General features: G+C 37.1%; 12 protein-coding genes. 3 read left to right on the forward strand and 9 right to left on the reverse strand.

Annotated features, from left to right (window positions below):
* Nucleotide 1 precedes the first annotated feature (1 nt).
* On the forward strand, nucleotides 2–847 hold the full coding sequence (locus tag ASG14_RS18570; protein ID WP_082491703.1) for a beta-1,6-N-acetylglucosaminyltransferase: 846 nt from the start codon (nucleotides 2–4) through the stop codon (nucleotides 845–847).
* Here the strand turns inward: ASG14_RS18570 and ASG14_RS18575 are convergent.
* The 4 genes from ASG14_RS18575 to ASG14_RS18590 are packed head-to-tail and all read right to left on the reverse strand — an operon-like array spanning nucleotide 844 to nucleotide 3,972.
* Nucleotides 844–1,662: a methyltransferase, TIGR04325 family gene (locus ASG14_RS18575; RefSeq protein ID WP_056872577.1), complete on the reverse strand. Its 819-nt coding sequence runs from the start codon at nucleotides 1,660–1,662 to the stop codon at nucleotides 844–846. The genes ASG14_RS18570 and ASG14_RS18575 overlap by 4 nt on opposite strands.
* Nucleotides 1,663–1,668: 6 nt before the next feature.
* Nucleotides 1,669–2,697: a DegT/DnrJ/EryC1/StrS aminotransferase family protein gene (locus ASG14_RS18580; protein WP_235528622.1), complete on the reverse strand. Its 1,029-nt coding sequence runs from the start codon at nucleotides 2,695–2,697 to the stop codon at nucleotides 1,669–1,671.
* A 43-nt stretch (nucleotides 2,698–2,740) separates the two neighbouring features.
* A complete protein-coding gene (locus ASG14_RS18585; RefSeq protein WP_056872579.1) occupies nucleotides 2,741–3,115 on the reverse strand; it encodes an FdtA/QdtA family cupin domain-containing protein in 375 nt (124 codons plus the stop codon).
* Complete coding sequence (locus ASG14_RS18590; RefSeq protein ID WP_082491705.1) at nucleotides 3,103–3,972, reverse strand: beta-1,6-N-acetylglucosaminyltransferase; 870 nt, start codon at nucleotides 3,970–3,972, stop codon at nucleotides 3,103–3,105. Before ASG14_RS18590 ends, ASG14_RS18585 begins: the two co-directional genes overlap by 13 nt.
* Nucleotides 3,973–4,254: 282 nt before the next feature.
* On the opposite strand from ASG14_RS18590, the gene ASG14_RS18595 reads away from it, so the two are divergent.
* On the forward strand, nucleotides 4,255–5,166 hold the full coding sequence (locus tag ASG14_RS18595; RefSeq protein WP_056872581.1) for a glycosyltransferase family 2 protein: 912 nt from the start codon (nucleotides 4,255–4,257) through the stop codon (nucleotides 5,164–5,166).
* 9 nt (nucleotides 5,167–5,175) lie between these two features.
* Nucleotides 5,176–6,345 carry a glycosyltransferase family 2 protein gene (locus ASG14_RS18600; RefSeq protein ID WP_056872582.1) on the forward strand — a complete coding sequence of 390 codons (1,170 nt, stop codon included), beginning with the start codon at nucleotides 5,176–5,178 and terminating at the stop codon, nucleotides 6,343–6,345.
* Nucleotides 6,346–6,352: 7 nt separating this feature from the next.
* Here the strand turns inward: ASG14_RS18600 and ASG14_RS18605 are convergent, their stop codons facing one another.
* The 5 genes from ASG14_RS18605 to ASG14_RS18625 all read right to left on the reverse strand — a co-directional run bounded on the left by ASG14_RS18605 (nucleotide 6,353) and on the right by ASG14_RS18625 (nucleotide 19,506).
* On the reverse strand, nucleotides 6,353–7,138 hold the full coding sequence (locus ASG14_RS18605; RefSeq protein WP_056872583.1) for an FkbM family methyltransferase: 786 nt from the start codon (nucleotides 7,136–7,138) through the stop codon (nucleotides 6,353–6,355).
* Nucleotides 7,139–7,215: 77 nt separating this feature from the next.
* Nucleotides 7,216–8,049, reverse strand: coding sequence for a cupin-like domain-containing protein (locus tag ASG14_RS18610; protein ID WP_056872584.1), 834 nt, complete (start codon nucleotides 8,047–8,049; stop codon nucleotides 7,216–7,218).
* Nucleotides 8,050–8,165: 116 nt separating this feature from the next.
* Entirely contained in the window at nucleotides 8,166–8,891 is a 726-nt protein-coding gene (locus tag ASG14_RS18615) for a 4'-phosphopantetheinyl transferase superfamily protein (RefSeq protein WP_056872585.1), read from the reverse strand.
* Nucleotides 8,863–12,879 (reverse strand): non-ribosomal peptide synthetase, encoded by a 4,017-nt coding sequence (locus ASG14_RS18620; RefSeq protein WP_056872586.1) that lies wholly within the window; start codon nucleotides 12,877–12,879, stop codon nucleotides 8,863–8,865. The genes ASG14_RS18615 and ASG14_RS18620 overlap by 29 nt, the downstream gene beginning before the upstream one ends.
* A gap of 6 nt (nucleotides 12,880–12,885) precedes the next feature.
* Nucleotides 12,886–19,506 (reverse strand): type I polyketide synthase, encoded by a 6,621-nt coding sequence (locus ASG14_RS18625; protein ID WP_056872587.1) that lies wholly within the window; start codon nucleotides 19,504–19,506, stop codon nucleotides 12,886–12,888.
* Nucleotides 19,507–19,555 lie beyond the last annotated feature (49 nt).

Consider the following 19,555-nt stretch of genomic DNA (forward strand, 5'->3'; position numbering starts at 1 on the left):
AATGCGTGTTGCTCATATTATAATGGTTCATAAAAATCCGACGCAGTTGCTGCGTTTGGTCAATCGTTTAAAACACACCGGATTTGACATCTATATACACCTGGATAAAAAGGTTGATGCTTCGGAATTTAGATTTTTGCAAGGTTTGCCGCAAATATATTTTATAAAACAACGTATAAGTTGCACCTGGGCCGGCTGGAGTTTCACACGAGCAATTGTTCAATCGCTTAAAGAAGTTATTGCCACTAAAAATCAATACGATTTTGTAAATTTGCTTAGTGGCCAGGATTATCCAATCTACTCGGCTAATGAAACTTACAAGTTCTTCGCGGATAAAGTTGGACAAAATTTTATGCACATAGAGAAAAAAGAATCCGTTTGGTACAAGGAAGCGCTGAGCAGATTCGAAAAGTTCCACTTTACTGATTCAGGCTTTAAAGGTAAATATCTATTACAAACTGTAATTAATTCGATTGTACGAAAAAGACAGTTGCCGGACGGTATGCATTTCTATGGCGGCAGCAAATCTTCCTGGTGGACAATTACTTACGATGCGGCCGCTTATGTTGTTAATAAGCTCGATATGAACTCAAAACTGCATAACTTTTTTAAATATACCTGGGGTTCTGACGAATTTGTAATCGCGACAATTATAATGAATTCTGATCATAGTAAGCACACCAATTCAGACAACCTTCGTTATATAGATTGGTCTGAAGGCAATGCTAATCCCAAATTTTTAAGCATAAAAGATTTAAGTGAAATTTTAAATTCTAATATGATTTTTGCCAGAAAATTTGATGTCGATTCCGATTCAGCTGTTTTAGATGAACTGGATAAATATTAATCTTTTTTCAGTTTCCAAAATGACCCTTGGTAACGAAATGGTTTAAAATTTATGTAGTATTTTTGACTTTCTGAAATAAAATCGAACTCCAGTTCGTAATTTTTATTTAGTTGGTTCTCCAGCTTATTTTTTCCGAAAAAGGTGCAAGGGTAGGAGGCTTCAATTCCATAAAATACAGGCGGAACTTTTTGAATCGTTATTCTATCCTCTTCACTATCATTATAACCAACCAAATCGAGCATAAGATATGGTATGTTGAACGTTTGTAAATGACCTAATAAATTGTAAGGATTTCTAATGTATTGCAATGTACTGGAGAGCAGCAAAATATCAGGATGCTTACCATGGGCAAGACATTCTTCCATGGTGTAGTAAAATTTTACATGGTCGTTTTCGAAGGATTTTTTACCGATCTCCACGTAATTGGCTTGCTCTACAATGCACCAGTTTAGTTCAGTTAAATGGGATAAATATTTGATGCATTGATAGTAAGATGTACCTAGTGACCCACCAAAATCTACCAGAGTCAATTTGTTTGCGTTTCTACCCGCAACTAAAAGTAATATGCTTAATAAGGTGTGATTAATTTGAACTTCATCGTAAATGATTCCATCTCGTTCATACACAGCCTCTCCGTCTCGTACTTTACCCGTTGTGTATACAATTCTATTTAAAATATGATTTTCATCGTAGCCCTTACAGTGTTTTGTTGCATCGTCAAACGATTTAAAATTTCCTTTCCAGCCGTATTGGAAGCTAAACCAACGTAAAGTATTTAATACGGGCGGAGCGAATTCTTTTATTAAATAATGCATCTACAATTACTTAAATTTATTTATAATTTCAACAACCTTATAGATGTCATCAGCTGTGTGGGCAAATGAGCATGGCAAGCTTAATGTGGTGGCGTGTATTTCTTCTGAAATAGGGTAACTTAAATTATTTAACGAATGAAGTGCTTGCTGTTTATGCGGCGCAACAGGATAGTGAATTTCTGTATCTATATTGTTTTCTGATAGATAAGCTTTTAAACGATCTCTTTCCGGATGTCGGATATTATAAATATGGAAAACGTTATCAAAATTTTGGTCAATTATTGGTTTGATAAAGCTATCATTTAAACTGCTTTGATAAATGGATGCTAAAGCTTTTTTATGATTATTGATTTTATCCAGGTACGGTAGTTTCACACGTAAAAAAGACGCCTGTATCTCATCCAAACGAGAGTTGTAACCAATTATGCCGTTATGATATTTCTTCTCTGAACCGTAGTTACGCAACTGCCTGAGCTTTAGATAATCTGCTTCGGTTTTGCAAATAATTGCTCCAGCATCTCCTAAAGCGCCAAGATTTTTGGTCGGGTAGAAACTAAAGCAGCCATACTCGCCAAAACTACCCGCTAGTTTTCCACTATATCTTGCACCATGAGCTTGTGCACAATCTTCAACGATTTTTAAATTATGTTTTTGCGCTAACTCAGCTATAGGCCCCATTTCACAACATTGCCCATATAGGTGAACCGCCATTATGGCAACCGTTTTTGGACTTATGCTATCTTCAATTTTTTTTGGGTCTATATTATACGTTTCAATACTAGGCTCAACAAAAACGGGAACCAAATCACATTGTAAAATAGCTAAAATGCTGGCGATGTACGTATTTGAAGGCACAATTACTTCATCACCCTTCTTAAAATTACAACATTTTAAAGAAAGGATAAGTGCATCTAAGCCATTGGCAACACCCACAACATATTGCTCGTTATGGTAATTTCCAAACTCCTTTTCAAATTGTGAAACTTCGTTACCAAGAATGTACCAGCCACTGTGTAAAAAATCGTTAAATTTCAATCTAAATGCGTCTTCGAATGGTTTATTGAGCGCCTTTAAATTTTCATATGGTATTCTTGTAGGGCTCATATATATAGTCTTTAGGGTCGAAGGCTGTTGATGCGAGTACTAATAAGATGGCGTCGCTCGAAAATTCATGCATTACATGCCAATCCTGAGGTTCTAATATTAAACATCTTTCGGGAGAGTTTAATTCAAATATCTCAGTTTTGCTTCCATCACTATTTGTTATTTTACAAGACCCCTGGATGCAAATTGCTGCCTGATAGGTATTGTGATGCCTGTGTCCACCGCGATCTGAATCGTCTACTGCGTAAATGTAGAAAAGTCGTTTTATTTCGAAATCGACTACGCTGTCTAGCACGGTTAAAATTCCGCGACTGTCTTTAAATGTTGTGAGGTTAATTACGTGAGCCATGTAAATACGCCAAATAAGGTAAGAAGTTGACTATCAATTAAGTCCAATAGTTTTTTGCTTTTTATTTCATTTACTTTTCTGGCGAAAAGCATGTCAGAACTTTTTAAAGCATCAAAATCATGTTCATCAAGAACTTTTGGATTTGCCCCTCCCAAAGACCAATCAATGTACCTATAATTTTCATTTTTGATCTTATCCTTGAACGGCGAATTTAAAAGCATGGTCTGGAATACAAATTCATCGCTTCCCCAACATAATGAGAAGAAATTGATTAGCTTTTTATCATTTTCTACTGTATCAACTACATGCATCGCTGCCTTCGGACTCAACATCCAAAACATCGATTTGCCATAAGGATGCAGATTATAAGGCAATTTCCGTTTAGGCATAACATAGTTAATTATATTCTCCAAACTGGTTTTGCCTTTAAAATTATAATTGGCTAAAAAGTATTTTTCCATTCTTATCAAGCCTTCTTTCCAATCGTTTTTAATGTCTTTGTAGCTTAAAAACTCTTTATCGCTTTTTTCGAAGAATTCAGCCAAAAACGCCGCAGGTTTTAATGGATAATCTTGTCCGCTTAAAAAATTGATGTATTTGTATTCAATACCTTTATTAACAATTTCTTTGATACATTCAAATGTTGCTCTTACGGTATTAAACCCTGCCCATTTTACATTAATTCGATTATTAATAAAATAAACGTTAGGTATTCTTTTTAAAAAAAGATGAGGGTTAATATCGAACTTTTTATCAACATGAATATAAAAATCGAAATTTTCATGCATCATATTTTTTATCATTCGCTCTGTTTGGTGGGGGTCTGTGTAAGTTAAAATAAGGTGGGCTATGCGCATTTTTTCAATTAAGGATGATGTAATTAATTACTGTTGTTAGGCAGTGCTAATAAGCAAAACAGCTTTAAAAACATTAAATTTTTAACTACCAAAGGGACAAAGTTCAAATTTAGGAATATAAATTAAAATAGAGCATTGATTTCTTGATTAAAAACTGTCTCATTTTGTATAAATTTAGCTACGCTATTTCGATGTTTGATTAATTGTAATACAACAGCCTACTATAGATTTAGTTTTAATTATGTGCATTTCTTACAGTAATTTCATTATTTTTACGCAATAATGAAGTCTGTATCAATCGTCACCGTTAATTTCAATCAACACCAGGTTAATCTAGATTTCCTAAATTCTTTGAAACAAAATCCTTCTAGATATGATGTAGAAGTTGTTTTTGTGGATAATGGGAGTAAGGAAGAGTTTGAGCAGGAGTATAAATCAATTTATCCGGAATTAATTTACATACGCTGTAATAAAAACCTCGGCTTTGCCGGTGGAAATAACGTGGGCATAAAGAAAGCAACCGGTGACTACCTTTTGCTTTTAAATAATGATACAGAGATTACGGCTGATACGATAGATATTTTGGTTAGTGAAATGGAAAGCAATGCCGAAATAGGGTTATTATCTCCCTTAATTTTGTTTTATGATCAACCTGAAATTATTCAGTACGCAGGCTTCACAGACATGAACTACATCACCTGTAGAAATGATGGTATCGGGAGTATGCAACGTAACAATGGTCAGTTTGATGAAGATAGTAGACCTACAGCGTATTGCCACGGTGCGGCAATGATGTGTAGGCGAGTCGATTTGGAAAAAATTGGATTAATGGCCGATGAATTTTTTCTATACTATGAAGAGTTGGATTGGTGTGAAAGATTTCGAAAGGCAGGAAAAAAGATTTGGTTTACGGGGAAGACAAAAATTTACCACAAAGAATCGATGAGCGTAGGAAAGGAGAGTGCAATTAAAACCTATTTCATGACCCGCAATCGGATGCTGTTTATCAGAAAAAATACCGGCTTTGCGAATACAATTTTATTTAGTTTATATTATATATTTATCGCTTGTACAAAGCAAATTATAACCTACCTTTTAAAAAATAGATTGGATTTGGTGAAATGGACATTTCGGGCCTTAGCCTGGAATTTTACAAATACTAAAAATAGCAAAAAGTTAGGTTTTAAAATTTAAACATCCCAAATGATTACAGCTTTCTGGATTTCGCTATTCCTCGTTATTTACACTTTTGTTGGTTACGGTTTTTTACTATTAATTCTGGTCAAAATAAAAAGGTTTTTTATAAAGCCGTTTTCATTTAGCGTTAACGCCGAATTGCCTACGGTTACCATTTTAATCGCCGCGTGGAACGAGCAAGATATTATTGATGAAAAAGTTTTAAATACACTTGATCTAGATTATCCAAAAAATAAGATGCAGGTTATTTTTATAACCGATGGCTCTACAGACGAAACTGCTGAAAGGATAAGTAAATACACTGAAGTGGAATTGCTGCATGAAAACATCAGAACTGGTAAAATGGCTGCCATAAAGCGAGCCATGCCTTATGTGCGGAACGAAGTTTTGATTTTTACGGACGCAAATACTTTTTTAAATAAAGCAGCCATAAATGAACTTGTTAAGCACTACCAAAATCCAAAAGTAGGTGCTGTGGCAGGTGAGAAAAGAATAATGGTTGAAGAACTAGCTGATGCAAGTTCGGCAGGAGAGGGCTTTTACTGGAAGTATGAATCGAAATTGAAGAAATGGGATTACGAACTGTATTCAAACGTTGGTGCGGCTGGAGAACTTTTCAGCATCAGAACATCGCTTTACCAACCGGTTGAGTCGGACACGATCATCGACGACCACATGATTGCCATGCGCATTGCTGAGAAGGGATTTCTCATCGCCTATGAACCAAATGCTTATGCATCTGAAACATCATCTGCAAATGTAAAAGAAGAATTGAAAAGAAAAATAAGAATGGCGGCCGGAGGCATTCAATCCATTTTAAGGTTAAAAAAAGCAGCTAACCCATTTCATTATCCTGTGCTTACTTTTCAATATATATCGCACCGGGTTTTAAGGTGGACAATTACTCCATTTCTTCTAATTTTACTCGTACTGATCAATTTGTTAATTGTCGTCAAAACCGACATATTTTTATATGAGTTTATTTTAACCGCTCAGGTCGCATTCTATTTGTTAAGTGCGCTGGGTTGGTTTTTCGAGCGTAGAAACATTAAAATAAAGGCGTTTTTTATACCTTACTATTTTTGTATTATGAACTACGCAGTATTGGCAGGTATGGTTCGATATTATAAGAAAAATCAAAGCGCCGCCTGGGAGCGTTCGCTGCGGAAAACTTAGAAATCTGCTATTCCTTCGATTTCAACATTGCGAAAACATCTTTTCTTATGAAAGTTCTTTTCATCATATAAGTTGAATGTACCAAAACATACCCTGCTTTCATGAGCTGATTCGACGATTTCCTAATCCTAAGCTTATGGGCTAAATCTTTTTTGTGATAAACTTCATCGAACTCAACGCAAATGATTTTTACATCAAGTTTGTCTTTTACAATGCTATCGATAACCGTATATTCTGCGCCTTCAATTTCAATTTTAACAAGATCAACCGTTTTATGGTTAAACTCTCTCATGAAATTGAACAGACGGTCTACAGGGGCTTCTATATATTCGCCTGAATCCTGAAAGAGATAAACAGAGTGCGAGATATAATTGTCTAACTGGGGTGCATAAAACTTTAAAGTTGTTTTCTCATTCCAAACACCTTTATTTACGTATGTTATTTCCTGTATCTGATTGCTATTTAGTCTATAAAGAAAATTTTCATCATCAAAAACCCCAAAGGTTTCACCTTTAGCTAATGTCGCCTCTAATTTTTTGAAGTAGTTAATGCCCTCGGGCATTGGGTCGAAGATAAAAACCTTCGAATCGAACAACACTTTTAGTTCCGTATCAAAAGAGATATCTTCTCCGGCGCCAATACAATAGCAAACGGAATTTTTATCAAGGAAATTGGCTGGAATGGTGTAACCATGATGCTCTGACCCAACATGTATTAAATTTTTAAGCGATTTAACATGCGAGTAGGGATGAAATTTTATTATTTTCTTTATAGTTTCTTTAAGAGCAGCCATTATTTTGCTTGGTTTAGATATGAAATTTGAACGAATTATAAATTTAACGCAGTATTATTGGCCGTGGCAGCTTGGGTTTATTTTAAGCTATTTCCAATTTTACACCCAAGCCATGCATAACTATGCATTGTTAAGGCCTTAACAATTCCCTCACGCCTTTTAAAATCCCAAACATCTTTTAAAAAGGGTTTGTAATTTTTTTCATTTAACTGATCGAAAGCTACCGAAATGGTGGTAGTAAGCGAATAGGCAGAGTGCCAGGTACCAAATGGTATAAATAAGGTTTCACCTGGGCCGACTGCGAAGTTTATTGGCGTGGCTTCTTTATATTTAGGAAATTTTTCGTAATCAGGCTCAAAAATGTTGACTTCTGAACGCCAAGGGTCGTCAGCTTTCGGATAAAGTAAGTGTTCCTGCCCGCGGGGGAAAACTGTGAACTGCTTTTCTCCATACAATTGTGTTATCCAGGCATTTAAATGATAATAATCTAAATGCAGGTAAGGGAATTTACCACCCGGACCGCCAATAAATAGTTCTGTTGCGCTACCCCAATAACCCTTCTTAAACCATTGGCTCTCCAGCCAGTTTGGTAGCGCATAGTTTAAATTTAATGGTTGGATGAGCGGCAGTAATTCAGGCAAATCGGTCGTGATATTGTATTTTAAAGGGTATGGTGCCGGATTTTCAATAGTGCTGCTTTCTACCAAATCAAAAACCTCACTCATGGTATAAGTTTTACCTTCTTTCTTCAAAACCCTGTCCCCATAGTTATTCTTAAACCAATCTGGAGAGAATAAGCCTTTAGCTTTCCATACGCTTGAAGCATTTTTAAAAACTACCGGGATACCTGGTTCGTAGAAATTTTTTATAAATTCCTGGTGCGTAATGTTATCAACTTTTTGAATTTCCATGGGATGAAACTGAAGTTTGGGATACAATTATAATTAAATTTTTTAGGTTAAGTGTTTCCTGTTTTAATGATATTTGGTGCAGTATAAATTTTTATTAGGAAAATTTATGGTACAGTTCAATGTTTTAAATACCAGTATTGATAAATGCTTTTAGGTTTTGTTGATGCTGTACTTAAAACGTATGCTTCGTTTAATTTGAAACTTTTTAACTCATAAAAAACACCAAATCGTTCTACGAGCGCTTCCGTGCAATTGATCGCAGGTAAATCGTCTGTCAAACCCTCGCCGGTTGCTTTTAGTAATGCCTCTTTTCGCGTCCAGAATAGATAGAATATATCTAAATCTGTTATCATATTAATCTCCGCTTCACTAAAGCATTGCTTGCTTAATTCATCATAATTTAAATTTGGATCGATGTGTTCAATATCGATGCCAACCACACCAGTACTTATCGCTAACATAACACAATCTCCACTATGGCTTATATTAAAATGTATACCATTTATATATGGCTTTTTGTACCTGTTATATTCGAAATGTACATCTGCAGGATCTTTATTTAACATTTTTGCCACAAGCAATTTACTGTAAACCTTACCGGTAATATATCTTTTTCTATCATTCTCCTGAATAAATCTTTCTTCTTTTTTCAGTTCATCATCAGTTAAGATCAGTTTGCTGATATCTTTTATTGCCTGATAGCTATCAATTGAAATTTTGAAAATATTTACGCAGTCTTTGTTTAGAAGCGTATGCTCTTCATAATCATTCCAAAATATATTGTTGTGTATCAACTTATTCAATTTCTGAAAATCAAGACTCGATACTCCGTAGAACTGCATTCAATTTGTCTGATAAAATCTTCACATATTCAGGTTTAAAAAATTGAAGGTGTTCCAGTGGGATATCGATCAAAGTTAATTTTCCATTTATGTAAGGCGCCCATCCATTTGTTTTAGCGTGTGGTATGTAGCTCAATAAAATGTCGTTTGATTTAAACAGGTGTACATCTGCATCGTATTTTTTAATTTTATACTTATGGAAAGCTTTTGCGTGTACACTTTGTATTTTGCTTAAAACATATTTAGGGTTTGATAAATCTTTTTCTATCGGCTTAATCTTTTTATATAAATTATACATCGTACCAAAGGTAAAGCTGACTTTGTGGCGTAAAAATTCTTTGGGATGCCTGAACAGATAAACGAAGCCGAATCCAACAAACTTAAATGTCCAGTTTATAATCTCCTTATGATTATTTTTGCTAGCCAGCTGAAGATAGCTTTCCCCATCGAAATACGTATCCAACAGACCCAAAAATGAAACCTTTTTGCCCATTTTTGCCATTTGATTGGACATCTCTAATGCAATTGTGCCACCAGATGAGTAGCCCATGATTAAGTAAGGTCCGCTAGGATTATTAGCAATAATTTCTTTAATGTAATCTGCAGCAATTTCTTCAATTGTTTCAAGCGGTTCAATTTCAGGATTTAAACCCTTTGGCTGCAAGCCGTAAATCGGTCGTTCGGCATCTATTTCTTTAGCAAGTGGCTTGAAAACAATAATATTCATGCCTTGCCCATGGACGATGTATAGTGGAGCTTTTGAACCAGATAATTTTATCGGAATTAAAGAATCCCAGTTAATATCCTGCTTTGATTTATTTAACTGCAGTGCAAACTTTTCTACAGTAGAGTTATCAAATAAGATTGACAGTGGCAACCTCAAGTTTGTTTGCTTTTCAATTTCTACCATTACCTTTATAGCAATCATCGAATGTCCACCGAGTTCGAAGAAATCGTCTTTTATGCTTATTTTTTCAAGGTTTAAATTTTTAGACCAAATATCAGCAACAAGTGCCTGCATATCGTTCTGTGGCTCAATTATATCGTTAACATCTGACTGATTTCCGGTATTAAATTCGGGTAGCGCTTTCCTGTCTACCTTACCATTTGATGTTAAGGGAAGGTTATCCAATTCCATGTAAATTTTAGGAACCATGTATTCTGGCAACTGCTTCCTTAAAAACTGCACCACATTGTCCCTATCAAAACTGCCGTTAAGCACTAAATAGGCAACGAGCTCCTTTTCGTTTTGCTCAACTTCTACCGCAAAAACTGCCGATTGTTTTATATTTGGATGTTTTTGCAGCGTATTCTGAATTTCACCCAATTCTATCCTATTACCTCTGATTTTAATCTGGTCATCAATTCTTCCCAAGTATTCAATATCTCCGCCAGCCAACCATTTAACCAAGTCTCCGGTTTTGTAAATTCTTTCCTCAACATCACTATTTGGGTTTTTCACAAAGACACTATCAGTCAGTTTGCTATTGTTTAAGTAACCTTTTGCTAAACCCAAACCACCAATATAGAGTTCGCCAGGAACACCTACAGGGCAGTTTTTTAAATTCTTATTTAGTACGTAGATGGTAGTATTCGAGAAAGGCTTACCAATGGGTATAATTACAGGGTAATTAAAATCCTTATCAACCAAATGAATTAACTTACCTATTGTAGTTTCTGTTGGGCCATAATGGTTTACAATTTGACAGGATGCGTCTGAAGCGTTAATCAGCTTAATATATTCTGCGGGTAATGCTTCGCCACCAAACATTAAAATTTTCTTAGGCAACAACAATCGTTGTTGAGTCATTAGAAACTTCCATTGCGATGGCACTATTTTTAAGAAGTCGATCTGATTATCAGTAAAATACCGGTGGATATAATCGGTATTATTGAATCTATCTTTTGCGAAAATATGAAGTTGAGCGCCTAAAGTTAAAGCACTGAATAGGGTAGTGTTGCCCAAATCGGTAGAAACTGAAGAACCAAGCGCAAAGCTTTTACAGTCTTTCAAACCAGAGATTTTACTTCTTAAGCCAAATAGATAGTCAGCTAAGGCAACATGCGGAATCATAACTCCTTTAGGGTTTCCTGTTGAACCAGAAGTGTAGATGATGTAAGCTAAAGCATCGGGGTTAGAAACCAAAAGTGGTTTTGACGTATTTTCTTGCCAGACAGGCGTTTTTTCATCATCTATCTGGATTATTTCCTGACCAACTAATTCATTGAGTTTTTTAGCAATGACCTTATCGCAAATGATGTGATTAGATTTTATTTCATCGATAATAATCTTTATCCTGCAAATTGGATATTCCGGATCTATCGGAACATAAGTACCGCCCGCTTTTAATATCGCAATTATGCCTATAACGGTTTCTAATGATGGATGAATGCAAATTGGAACCAGTGCATTGTTTTCTAAACCTTTATTTGCGAAATAATTAGCAAGTTGGTTTGCTCTGGTATCTAAATCCTTGTAGGTGAGTGATTTACCTTCGCATACAACTGCTACATCATTTGCTCTGGTTGCAACAACATGTTCAAATAAATCGAGGATAGTAAGGTTTTGAGGAAAACTTAGCGTTGCCGGCGTTATGTCTGGAAACGGGTTTATATTGGCAGTGGTGTCGGCTATTAATGTCTCAGGATTTTCGGAAACAACCATGAGCAGGGAAACGAAATCATCCATCATTCTGTTTATTGTTTCAGAAGTGAATAATTGCGTGTTGTATGCCCATTCAAAAATCATCGAATCCTTTGAACCATTAACATTTAACGAGATTTCGAATGTTTGCGATACTCTTGGGTTTGATATAATTTGATGGCTTAAGCCCGAGAAACTAACCGCATCATCCATTCCTCTATCAACATTAAAAACAACAGGGACCAAAGGAATATTGGCCTTATTTCTCTTAACATTTAATTTCTTTAACAGCTCGCTAAAGGTTAGCCTTTGATGATCATAGGCGTCCAGTATTTCGTTTTTCCTATTTAGTAAGTAGTTTATAAATGAGGCGTTTGGATCTATTCTACTTCTTAGAGGCAATAAATTTACACAATGACCAATTAAATTCAAGTTTTCTGATGCCAGTTGACCAGCAGCTGGTAAACCTAAAACAATATCTTCCTGGCCGGTTTGGTTGTATAGAAAAACTTCAAACGCAGCAATTAAAGTCGATACCACGCTGCTTTTTGATTTTACTGACAGGCGCTTTACAGATTCGTAAAGTTCAGGGTCGACAATATAATCATTTCTTTTGCCCTGGTATGTTCTATTTACCGGACGGCTAAAATCTAATGGCATATCTAAAACCGGAACATCGTCTTTATATTGATCTAGCCAAAACTGCTGGGTTTGTTTGTACTCTTCGCTACGAATAAAAGCAACCTGCTCAAGCGCATATTTACTTATTTGATCTGGAGGTTGAAGAGGCAATTTGATTCCACTTAAACATGCATTATAGCAGTTGCTCAAATCTTCCAGGAAGATGCCAAGTGACCACCCATCGCCGATGATATGGTGGATGATGATAGTAAAGTAGTGCGTATCATCATCAAGTTTATGAACAAATAGTTTTAGCAGCGGACCTTCGTAAAGATTGAAAGGAATGCTGATTTCTTTTTGTACAAAAGTTTTTAGTTCCTGATCTAATAATTGTGACCCTACGTGCGAGAGATTACTGAAAACAACTTCAACATCAACTTTATTGTAAACGATTAAGTTCTCGCCATCTTTAGAAACAGTTGCCCTCAAAGCTTCATGGCGAGATGTAACCATTTTTACAGCATCCTGAAAGGCTGAGAAATTAAATCGTCCGGTTAGTTTTAGTGAAACAGATTCGTTGTAAGCCAAACTCGCTGTATCACCACCAATAATACATGATAACCAAATCTCTTTTTGAGATTCGTTTAGTGTTATAACCTTCTCAATCTCCTTTCCTTCTTCGAAAGGATTATAATCCACCTCAATAAAGTTAGTCTCCGTCATGAAAAATTATGTAAGTTTAACATGAAGGTACTTTCCGTTCTGATTAGGATCCTGAATAAACCATGCAGGGTTTCCCTCTTTATCTTTACCGAGTCTGGCACCCGCAACCGGTGGATTATCTGCACTCACAACAACCTCATCTGCAACAAAATTGCCATTTAATTGATTCGTTGAGGAAAAAAAATCAGCTTTAATCATTTCATCCATACTCTCTATGAAGCAACTAACAATTGTGTCTATGTTTTCGTATGTTAGCGTTTCTGTTATGAAGCATGGAAATCCGTCAAGAATATGAATTCCTTTTTCCCGCATCAGTGTAAACATCAACTCGCTGTAAGGAATTTCTTCATGGTATTTCACTTTCCAAAGAGAGCCATAATTGGCGACATAAATCGGCAGTTTTCTTTTTTCAAATGCATCATTTATACCTTTAGAAAGGTAAGCACCTTTTTTATTTAATTCCTCTTGCAATGCTGGTCCTTTTTCTTTCATATAATTTAGAGAAGCCTTCGCTGATGCCAAAGCTAAAGGATGCCTGACAAAGGTTCCGGCGAAATAAGTCACGCCGATTTCCGGATAAGACTGATCTCCATACTCCCAATGTCCACCATCTAAGGCGTCCATCAACTCCCGGTTACCAGCAATAACACCGATTGGAACACCTGCGCCGATAACTTTACCATAAGAAGCAAGATCTGCCTTGATGCCAAATAAGGCTTGCGCACCACCCGGATGCATCCTGAAACCAGTAATTACTTCGTCAAAAATCAATGGAATTTCCTCATCAAGCGTAATTTGCCTAACCTTCTTTAAAAATTCTATCGGAACGAATTCAGGTCTTCTGCTTTGCACAGGCTCAACAAGTACTGCAGCAATTTCAGCAGCTCTTTGTTTGATGATTTCCAGAGATTCATCCGTTCCGTAATCTAATACTAATATATTTTGTACGGCTTCAGGCATAATTCCGGCTGCCGCGGGGAAAGACTTTAGTTTTTTAGTTCCTCTAACTAAAACTTCATCAATGATGCCATGATAAGAACCTGTAAATGCTACTATAAGTGAACGGGCTGTTACAGTTCTCGCTATACGGATGCAACCTAATACTGCTTCAGAACCTGTACTACAAAGTGCAGCCCGGTCGAAACCTGTAAATTCACATATCAACTTACTTACTTCGGCAGCCAGCTCATGCTGAGGGCCAACTTCGTAACCTTTGTCGATTTGCTCATGCATTGCTGCCTTTATAACTTCAGGCTGATAGCCCAACATGCTCGAGCCAAAACCATTTAAAGCATCAATGTATTCATTGCCATCGATATCCCATAGCTTACTTCCTGCAGATTTGTTGATTACAATAGGATAGATGAGTTCTTTGGTTGCCGGTCTGAATCCCGAAACAACCCTTGGGTCTGCCATGTAAGCTCTGCTATCTGCAGTGAAGGATTTACTTTTTGCAGTTTTGTTATTATATCTTAAGGTTAGGTTGTTGATGAAATCTGCCTGTTTTGCATTAAGCTCGGTAGAGAGACGTTCAATCTTGGGGGTGGCACCAAATGGCTTTTGAATTTCGGCTGTCTCTTCCTTAGAAAGCGAAAAATCATTCGGTTTCTTTTCCTCTAACTTCGCAGGCTGCTTGTTAATTTCGCTCGGCAATACCTGCTGAAAAGTTGTATTAATATTGCCGCCTTGAAGAAGAATCACCTGTTTAGACAATATTTCCAGTTGCTGGGCAATCAAACTGAGGGCGCCATCATTTACCATTGCCGGCATTTTGTTTTGCTGCACTTCAGTAAACTGACTGCCATTTGGTGCGTTTTGATGGTAATTGGCCACAGGGTATGACGCCACAGGTTCATCATCAGCAGTGTTGATAAGCAGATAATCAACTAATGTATCTATTGAAGAATATTCTTCATTTAGTTTTCTGAAGGTGATTGGAAGGTTGAATTCCTTTTTGAGAGAGATTGCAATTTGAGTAAGCAAAAGTGAATCTAAGCCCAACTCCAGGAAATTTGCTTTGAAGTTGGCATTGTTTATTTCAATACCTGAAGCATCTTCTAATATTTGCTTAACTTTTTCTGTCAGATTACTTTTTCGCATGTTAGTTGTATTTTTTGGCGTGTCCGCTTGCGTAACTTGGGTAAAATTAGCTGGGGTGGGTTCTTGTTTTTTAGCATCAACCCAATACCGCTTTTTGTCGAATTGATAACTTGGTAAGTCTATAATGTTGCGAGACTGACCGGCATAAAAGTCTGACCAGTTAGGGCTGATACCATTTATCCACATCGTACCCAGTGCATTTAACATACTGGCGTATTCGGTTTCTTTAAAAGACAAACTTGAAACAGCAGCAACTTTGGTTGAATGGCCGGCGGCAACTTGTTTAATCAACGTTGAGGTTACATTGCCAGGACCAACCTCAAGAAATAAAGGTAAATCTCCTTCAAGTATTGTCTCAATAGCTTTTGAAAAGAAAACGGTTTTTCTTAAATGCATGGTCCAATACTCAACGCTTTGAGCTTCCTGATCGTTTAACAGTTTGCCTGTAACGGTAGAAACGATTTTTTTATTTGGCGCCGCAAGCTTAACCTCAGCAACAATTTTTTCGAATTCCGGTAGAATGGGGTCCATCATTGAAGAATGGAACGCGTGGCCCGTAAAAAGTTCTTTATTTGCAATTTCGGCTTTATCAAGAAACTTAATAAGTTCTGCGATTTGTTCAGTCGGACCTGCAACCACACACGATTTTGGGCTGTTTATCGCCGCGATGGATAAATCAGCTGACAACATTTTCGACACAACTTCGCTACTTTCCCTAACTGATAACATTGCACCGACAGGCAAATTACTAATTAGCTTTCCCCTCGCTGAGATTAGCTTTAAGCTATCATCCAGTGAAAAAATGCCTGCAAGATGCGCTGCTACATATTCCCCAATACTATGGCCACAAAACAGGGTAGCAGTGATACCCCAACTCATCCAGAGTTTCGCCAAGGCATATTCTGTTACAAAAAGAGCCGGTTGAGTGTACTTGGTATCTTTTAACTTTTCAGTAGCTTCGATAGAAGGCTCATCAACAAAAATTAAAGAACGAATATCTGTATCGAGGTATTTTTTTAGCAAACCTGCACATTCGTCTATCGCAGCTGCATAAACTGGCTCTTGCTGATAAAGTTCAATGCCCATGTTTACATATTGTGCACCTTGCCCAGGGAACGTAAATACAATTTCCTGTGGTAGTTCTTTAACTACTTTATCATTAATTACATCTGGTTGGGCCAGTAATTCTGTTAAGTGATTTGTTGAGTTGGCTACAATAAACTGGCGGTATTTAAAATTCTTACGCGTTGTTTGCAGTGTATAAGCTACATCAGAAAGCTGTGTGGTTGGATTTGAATTTAAGAAACTATTCAGTGCAATGCCGTAGCGCTCTCTGCTATGCTCTGAATTGGCCGACCATGTGATAAGTTCGGCAGGCATTTTTTCTGTAGGTTCATCTGTTGGATTATCATATCCTTCAAGTATCACGTGTACATTGGTTCCTCCAACGCCAAATGAGCTTACGCCAGCAGTTCTTTTACCCGATGCTGCCCAGTCTGAAAGTCTATCATTTACGAAAAATGGACTATCCTTGAAGTTTATGTTTCTGTTTGGTGTTTCAAAACCCAGTGATGCCGGGATTTTTTTGTGGTGAAGGGCAAGACTGGTTTTGATAAATCCGGCAACGCCTGCAGCATGAGTTAAGTGACCGAAATTACTTTTTACCGAACCTATCGCACAGAAATTATTGCTTTCCTGATTTCCAAATGCATCAACCAAACCTTCAAATTCAATCGGATCGCCGATGGGGGTACCCGTTCCATGTGTTTCAACATAACTAATCTCTGCTGGATGTACTCCCGCATCTATAATAGCGGAAGAGATTGCCTCAGATTGGCCTTCACTGCTTGGTGCGGAAAAGCTTCCTTTTCCGAAACCATCGTTATTTACACCAACCCCCTTTATTACGGAAATTATTTTGTCGCCGTCTCTAATGGCATCATCAAGTCTCTTTAAGAGAACGGCACCAGTACCGTCGCTAAAAACAGTCCCAGTCGACTGATCATCAAAAGGTTTGCTATGCCCGTCAGAACTCAGCATACTTCCTTCCTGATAAATATGGCCGCTTTTTATCGGGGCTGTAATACTCGAACCACCTGCAATTGCAAGTTCGCACTGATTTGCTCGCAAGCTATTTACCGCACTAGCGATTGCTAACAGCGAAGTAGAACATGCCGAGTTTACGCTTACTGCCGGACCTTTTAAATTTAAATGATAAGCCGTACGTGAGGCAATGTAATCTTTATCATTAACGGATAAGACTTGTATTTTACCCAGGTTATTTATTAAATCGGGATGCTGTAAAACATTATTTTCATAATAGGTGTTATTTCCTGCCCCCGCAAACACACCGATTTTCTTATCTGAAGATAAGTTGCCTGTTTTTTCAAGCACCTCGTAAGAAATTTCTAGGAAGATCCTTTGTTGGGGATCCATTAATTCGGCAAGTTTAGGGTTAATACCGAAAAAAGATGCATCAAAAAGGTCAGCATTTGCTATAATTCCCCGAGCCTTTACATAAGCCGGGTCATTTTTTAATTCCTCGTCTACACTTTCGTCTAGTTCTGCTGTTGAAAAGAAAGTCACACTCTCTCTTCCTTCAATTAGGAGACTCCAAAATTCTTCGATGGTGTTCGCACCGGGAAACCTGGCAGACATCCCGATAACTGCGATGTCTTTCGAGCTACTTGAAAAATCATCCACGTTGCCGTAATTTCTCCTGGTAGTCGTTTTTTCTAAAGAATTTACAATACCCGAAATGGTTGGGAATTGGTATAGTTTCGTAACGGGAATGTTGTAGCCTAAAGATGATTTAATAGCAGCCACAGCTTTCTGTGCAAGCAATGAATTTCCTCCGATTTCGAAAAAGTTATCTTCTAAACCTATGCTATCGTATCCAAAGATGCTTTTAAATACATTTTCGATCTCAATTTCTATTATGGTAGAAGGCTTTTTAAAAATAACATTTGTTTGTGGGCGCTTCAACTCAGGTTTAGGCAAAAGTTTTCTATCAATTTTACCACTTGTCGTCTTCGGAAATGCATTTAACCAGATGAAAGAATCAGGTAACATATATTCAGGCAGAGATTTGGCTAACCAATCCTTCAATCCATTCGTTTCCAGATTTTTCTCTTCACCGATTACGTAAGCAACCAAAATTTGTCTACCCGGTAAGTCTTCTCTCAACAGAACTGCTACCTGACTAATGTCTGGATGGTGAGCCACAGCCACTTCAATTTCTCCAAGCTCTACCCGGTGTCCTCTAATTTTGACTTGCAGATCCTTTCTTCCCAAAAATTCAATATTTCCATCTGAAAGAATTTGGGCTAGATCGCCGGTTCTATAAATTCTGGTTCTGGATTCTGGTAAAAAAACAAATTTTTCAGAAGTTAAGTCTGGTAAATTTAAATAGCCATTTGCAAGGCAAACGCCGCTGATACACAATTCGCCTATTTCGCCGTTAGCCACTTTATTTAGCTGTTCGTCAAGAATTAATATTTCGGTATTGAAAATGGCTTTCCCGATGTTTGGAAGGGCAGGCCATGCGGCAGGCGAACCCGTTAATTTCAATTCGGTAACCACATGAGCCTCAGTTGGCCCATACTGATTAAATAAAACCGAACCTGGAATATTTGTAAAAAAGCTGACGACCTGCGGCGTAACTTTCAGCTGTTCACCGGCTGTCATTACCTCGATCAAAGACTGAGGATAAATGTTGTTGACAACTGCGGTTTCGGTTAAAGATTGCAATGCTACAAAAGGAAGAAATATTCTGTTAACTTTTTGTCCGTCTATGAGCTTCAATAGCATATGTGCATCAAGCCTGTAATCTTCAGAGATTAATACAAGCTGCCCTCCGGTAGTTAGGGTCGCAAAAATTTCCTGAAAGGAAACATCGAAACTAAGCGGAGAGAATTGCAAGGTTTTAGTTCCAAACCCAGCCAATGAGTGCTCTTTTTGCCAAAGTAAAAGATTTATCAAAGCCATCTGACCCATGCATACACCTTTAGGAATTCCGGTGCTACCTGATGTATGCAAAATGTAAATTAAACTATTTTTTTGGGTTTCTATGTCCAGATTCTCGTCTGGAAACCCGGCTGAGTCTCTTATAGCATCCTCAATAAAAAGCGTTTTAGAAGAAAGGTTTGCGTATTTTGCTTCATGTTTTCTGCAAATCATAAAAAAATATGCTTCGGAATTGTCTAATATAAACGTTACTCTTTCCGAAGGGTAGCTAATATCTATCGGTACATAAGCGCTTCCCGTTTTGATGATTGCAAGTAAAACAATAATCACGTCAACCGACCTTTCCGTTGTTAACGCGATTTTGCTATTTACTTTAATGCCCTTTTCAATCAGGAGTGCAGCCAGCCGATTAGCTTTTGCGTTTAATTCTGAATATGTAAGGCTGACGCCATTAAAACTCAGGGCGGTTGCATTACTATTTAGCTTTACACTATCATTGATTAATTTATTCAGACTAATATTGATATTTCCAGTTAAGAATTCTTGCTGTGCTAAAAACATCTTTTGGTTAATTGAGATGAATTGATATTAAAACTTAATGTGCTCTTGC

This window comes from Pedobacter sp. Leaf194 (assembly GCF_001423945.1).
In the GTDB taxonomy this organism is placed as follows: Bacteria; Bacteroidota; Bacteroidia; order Sphingobacteriales; family Sphingobacteriaceae; genus Pedobacter.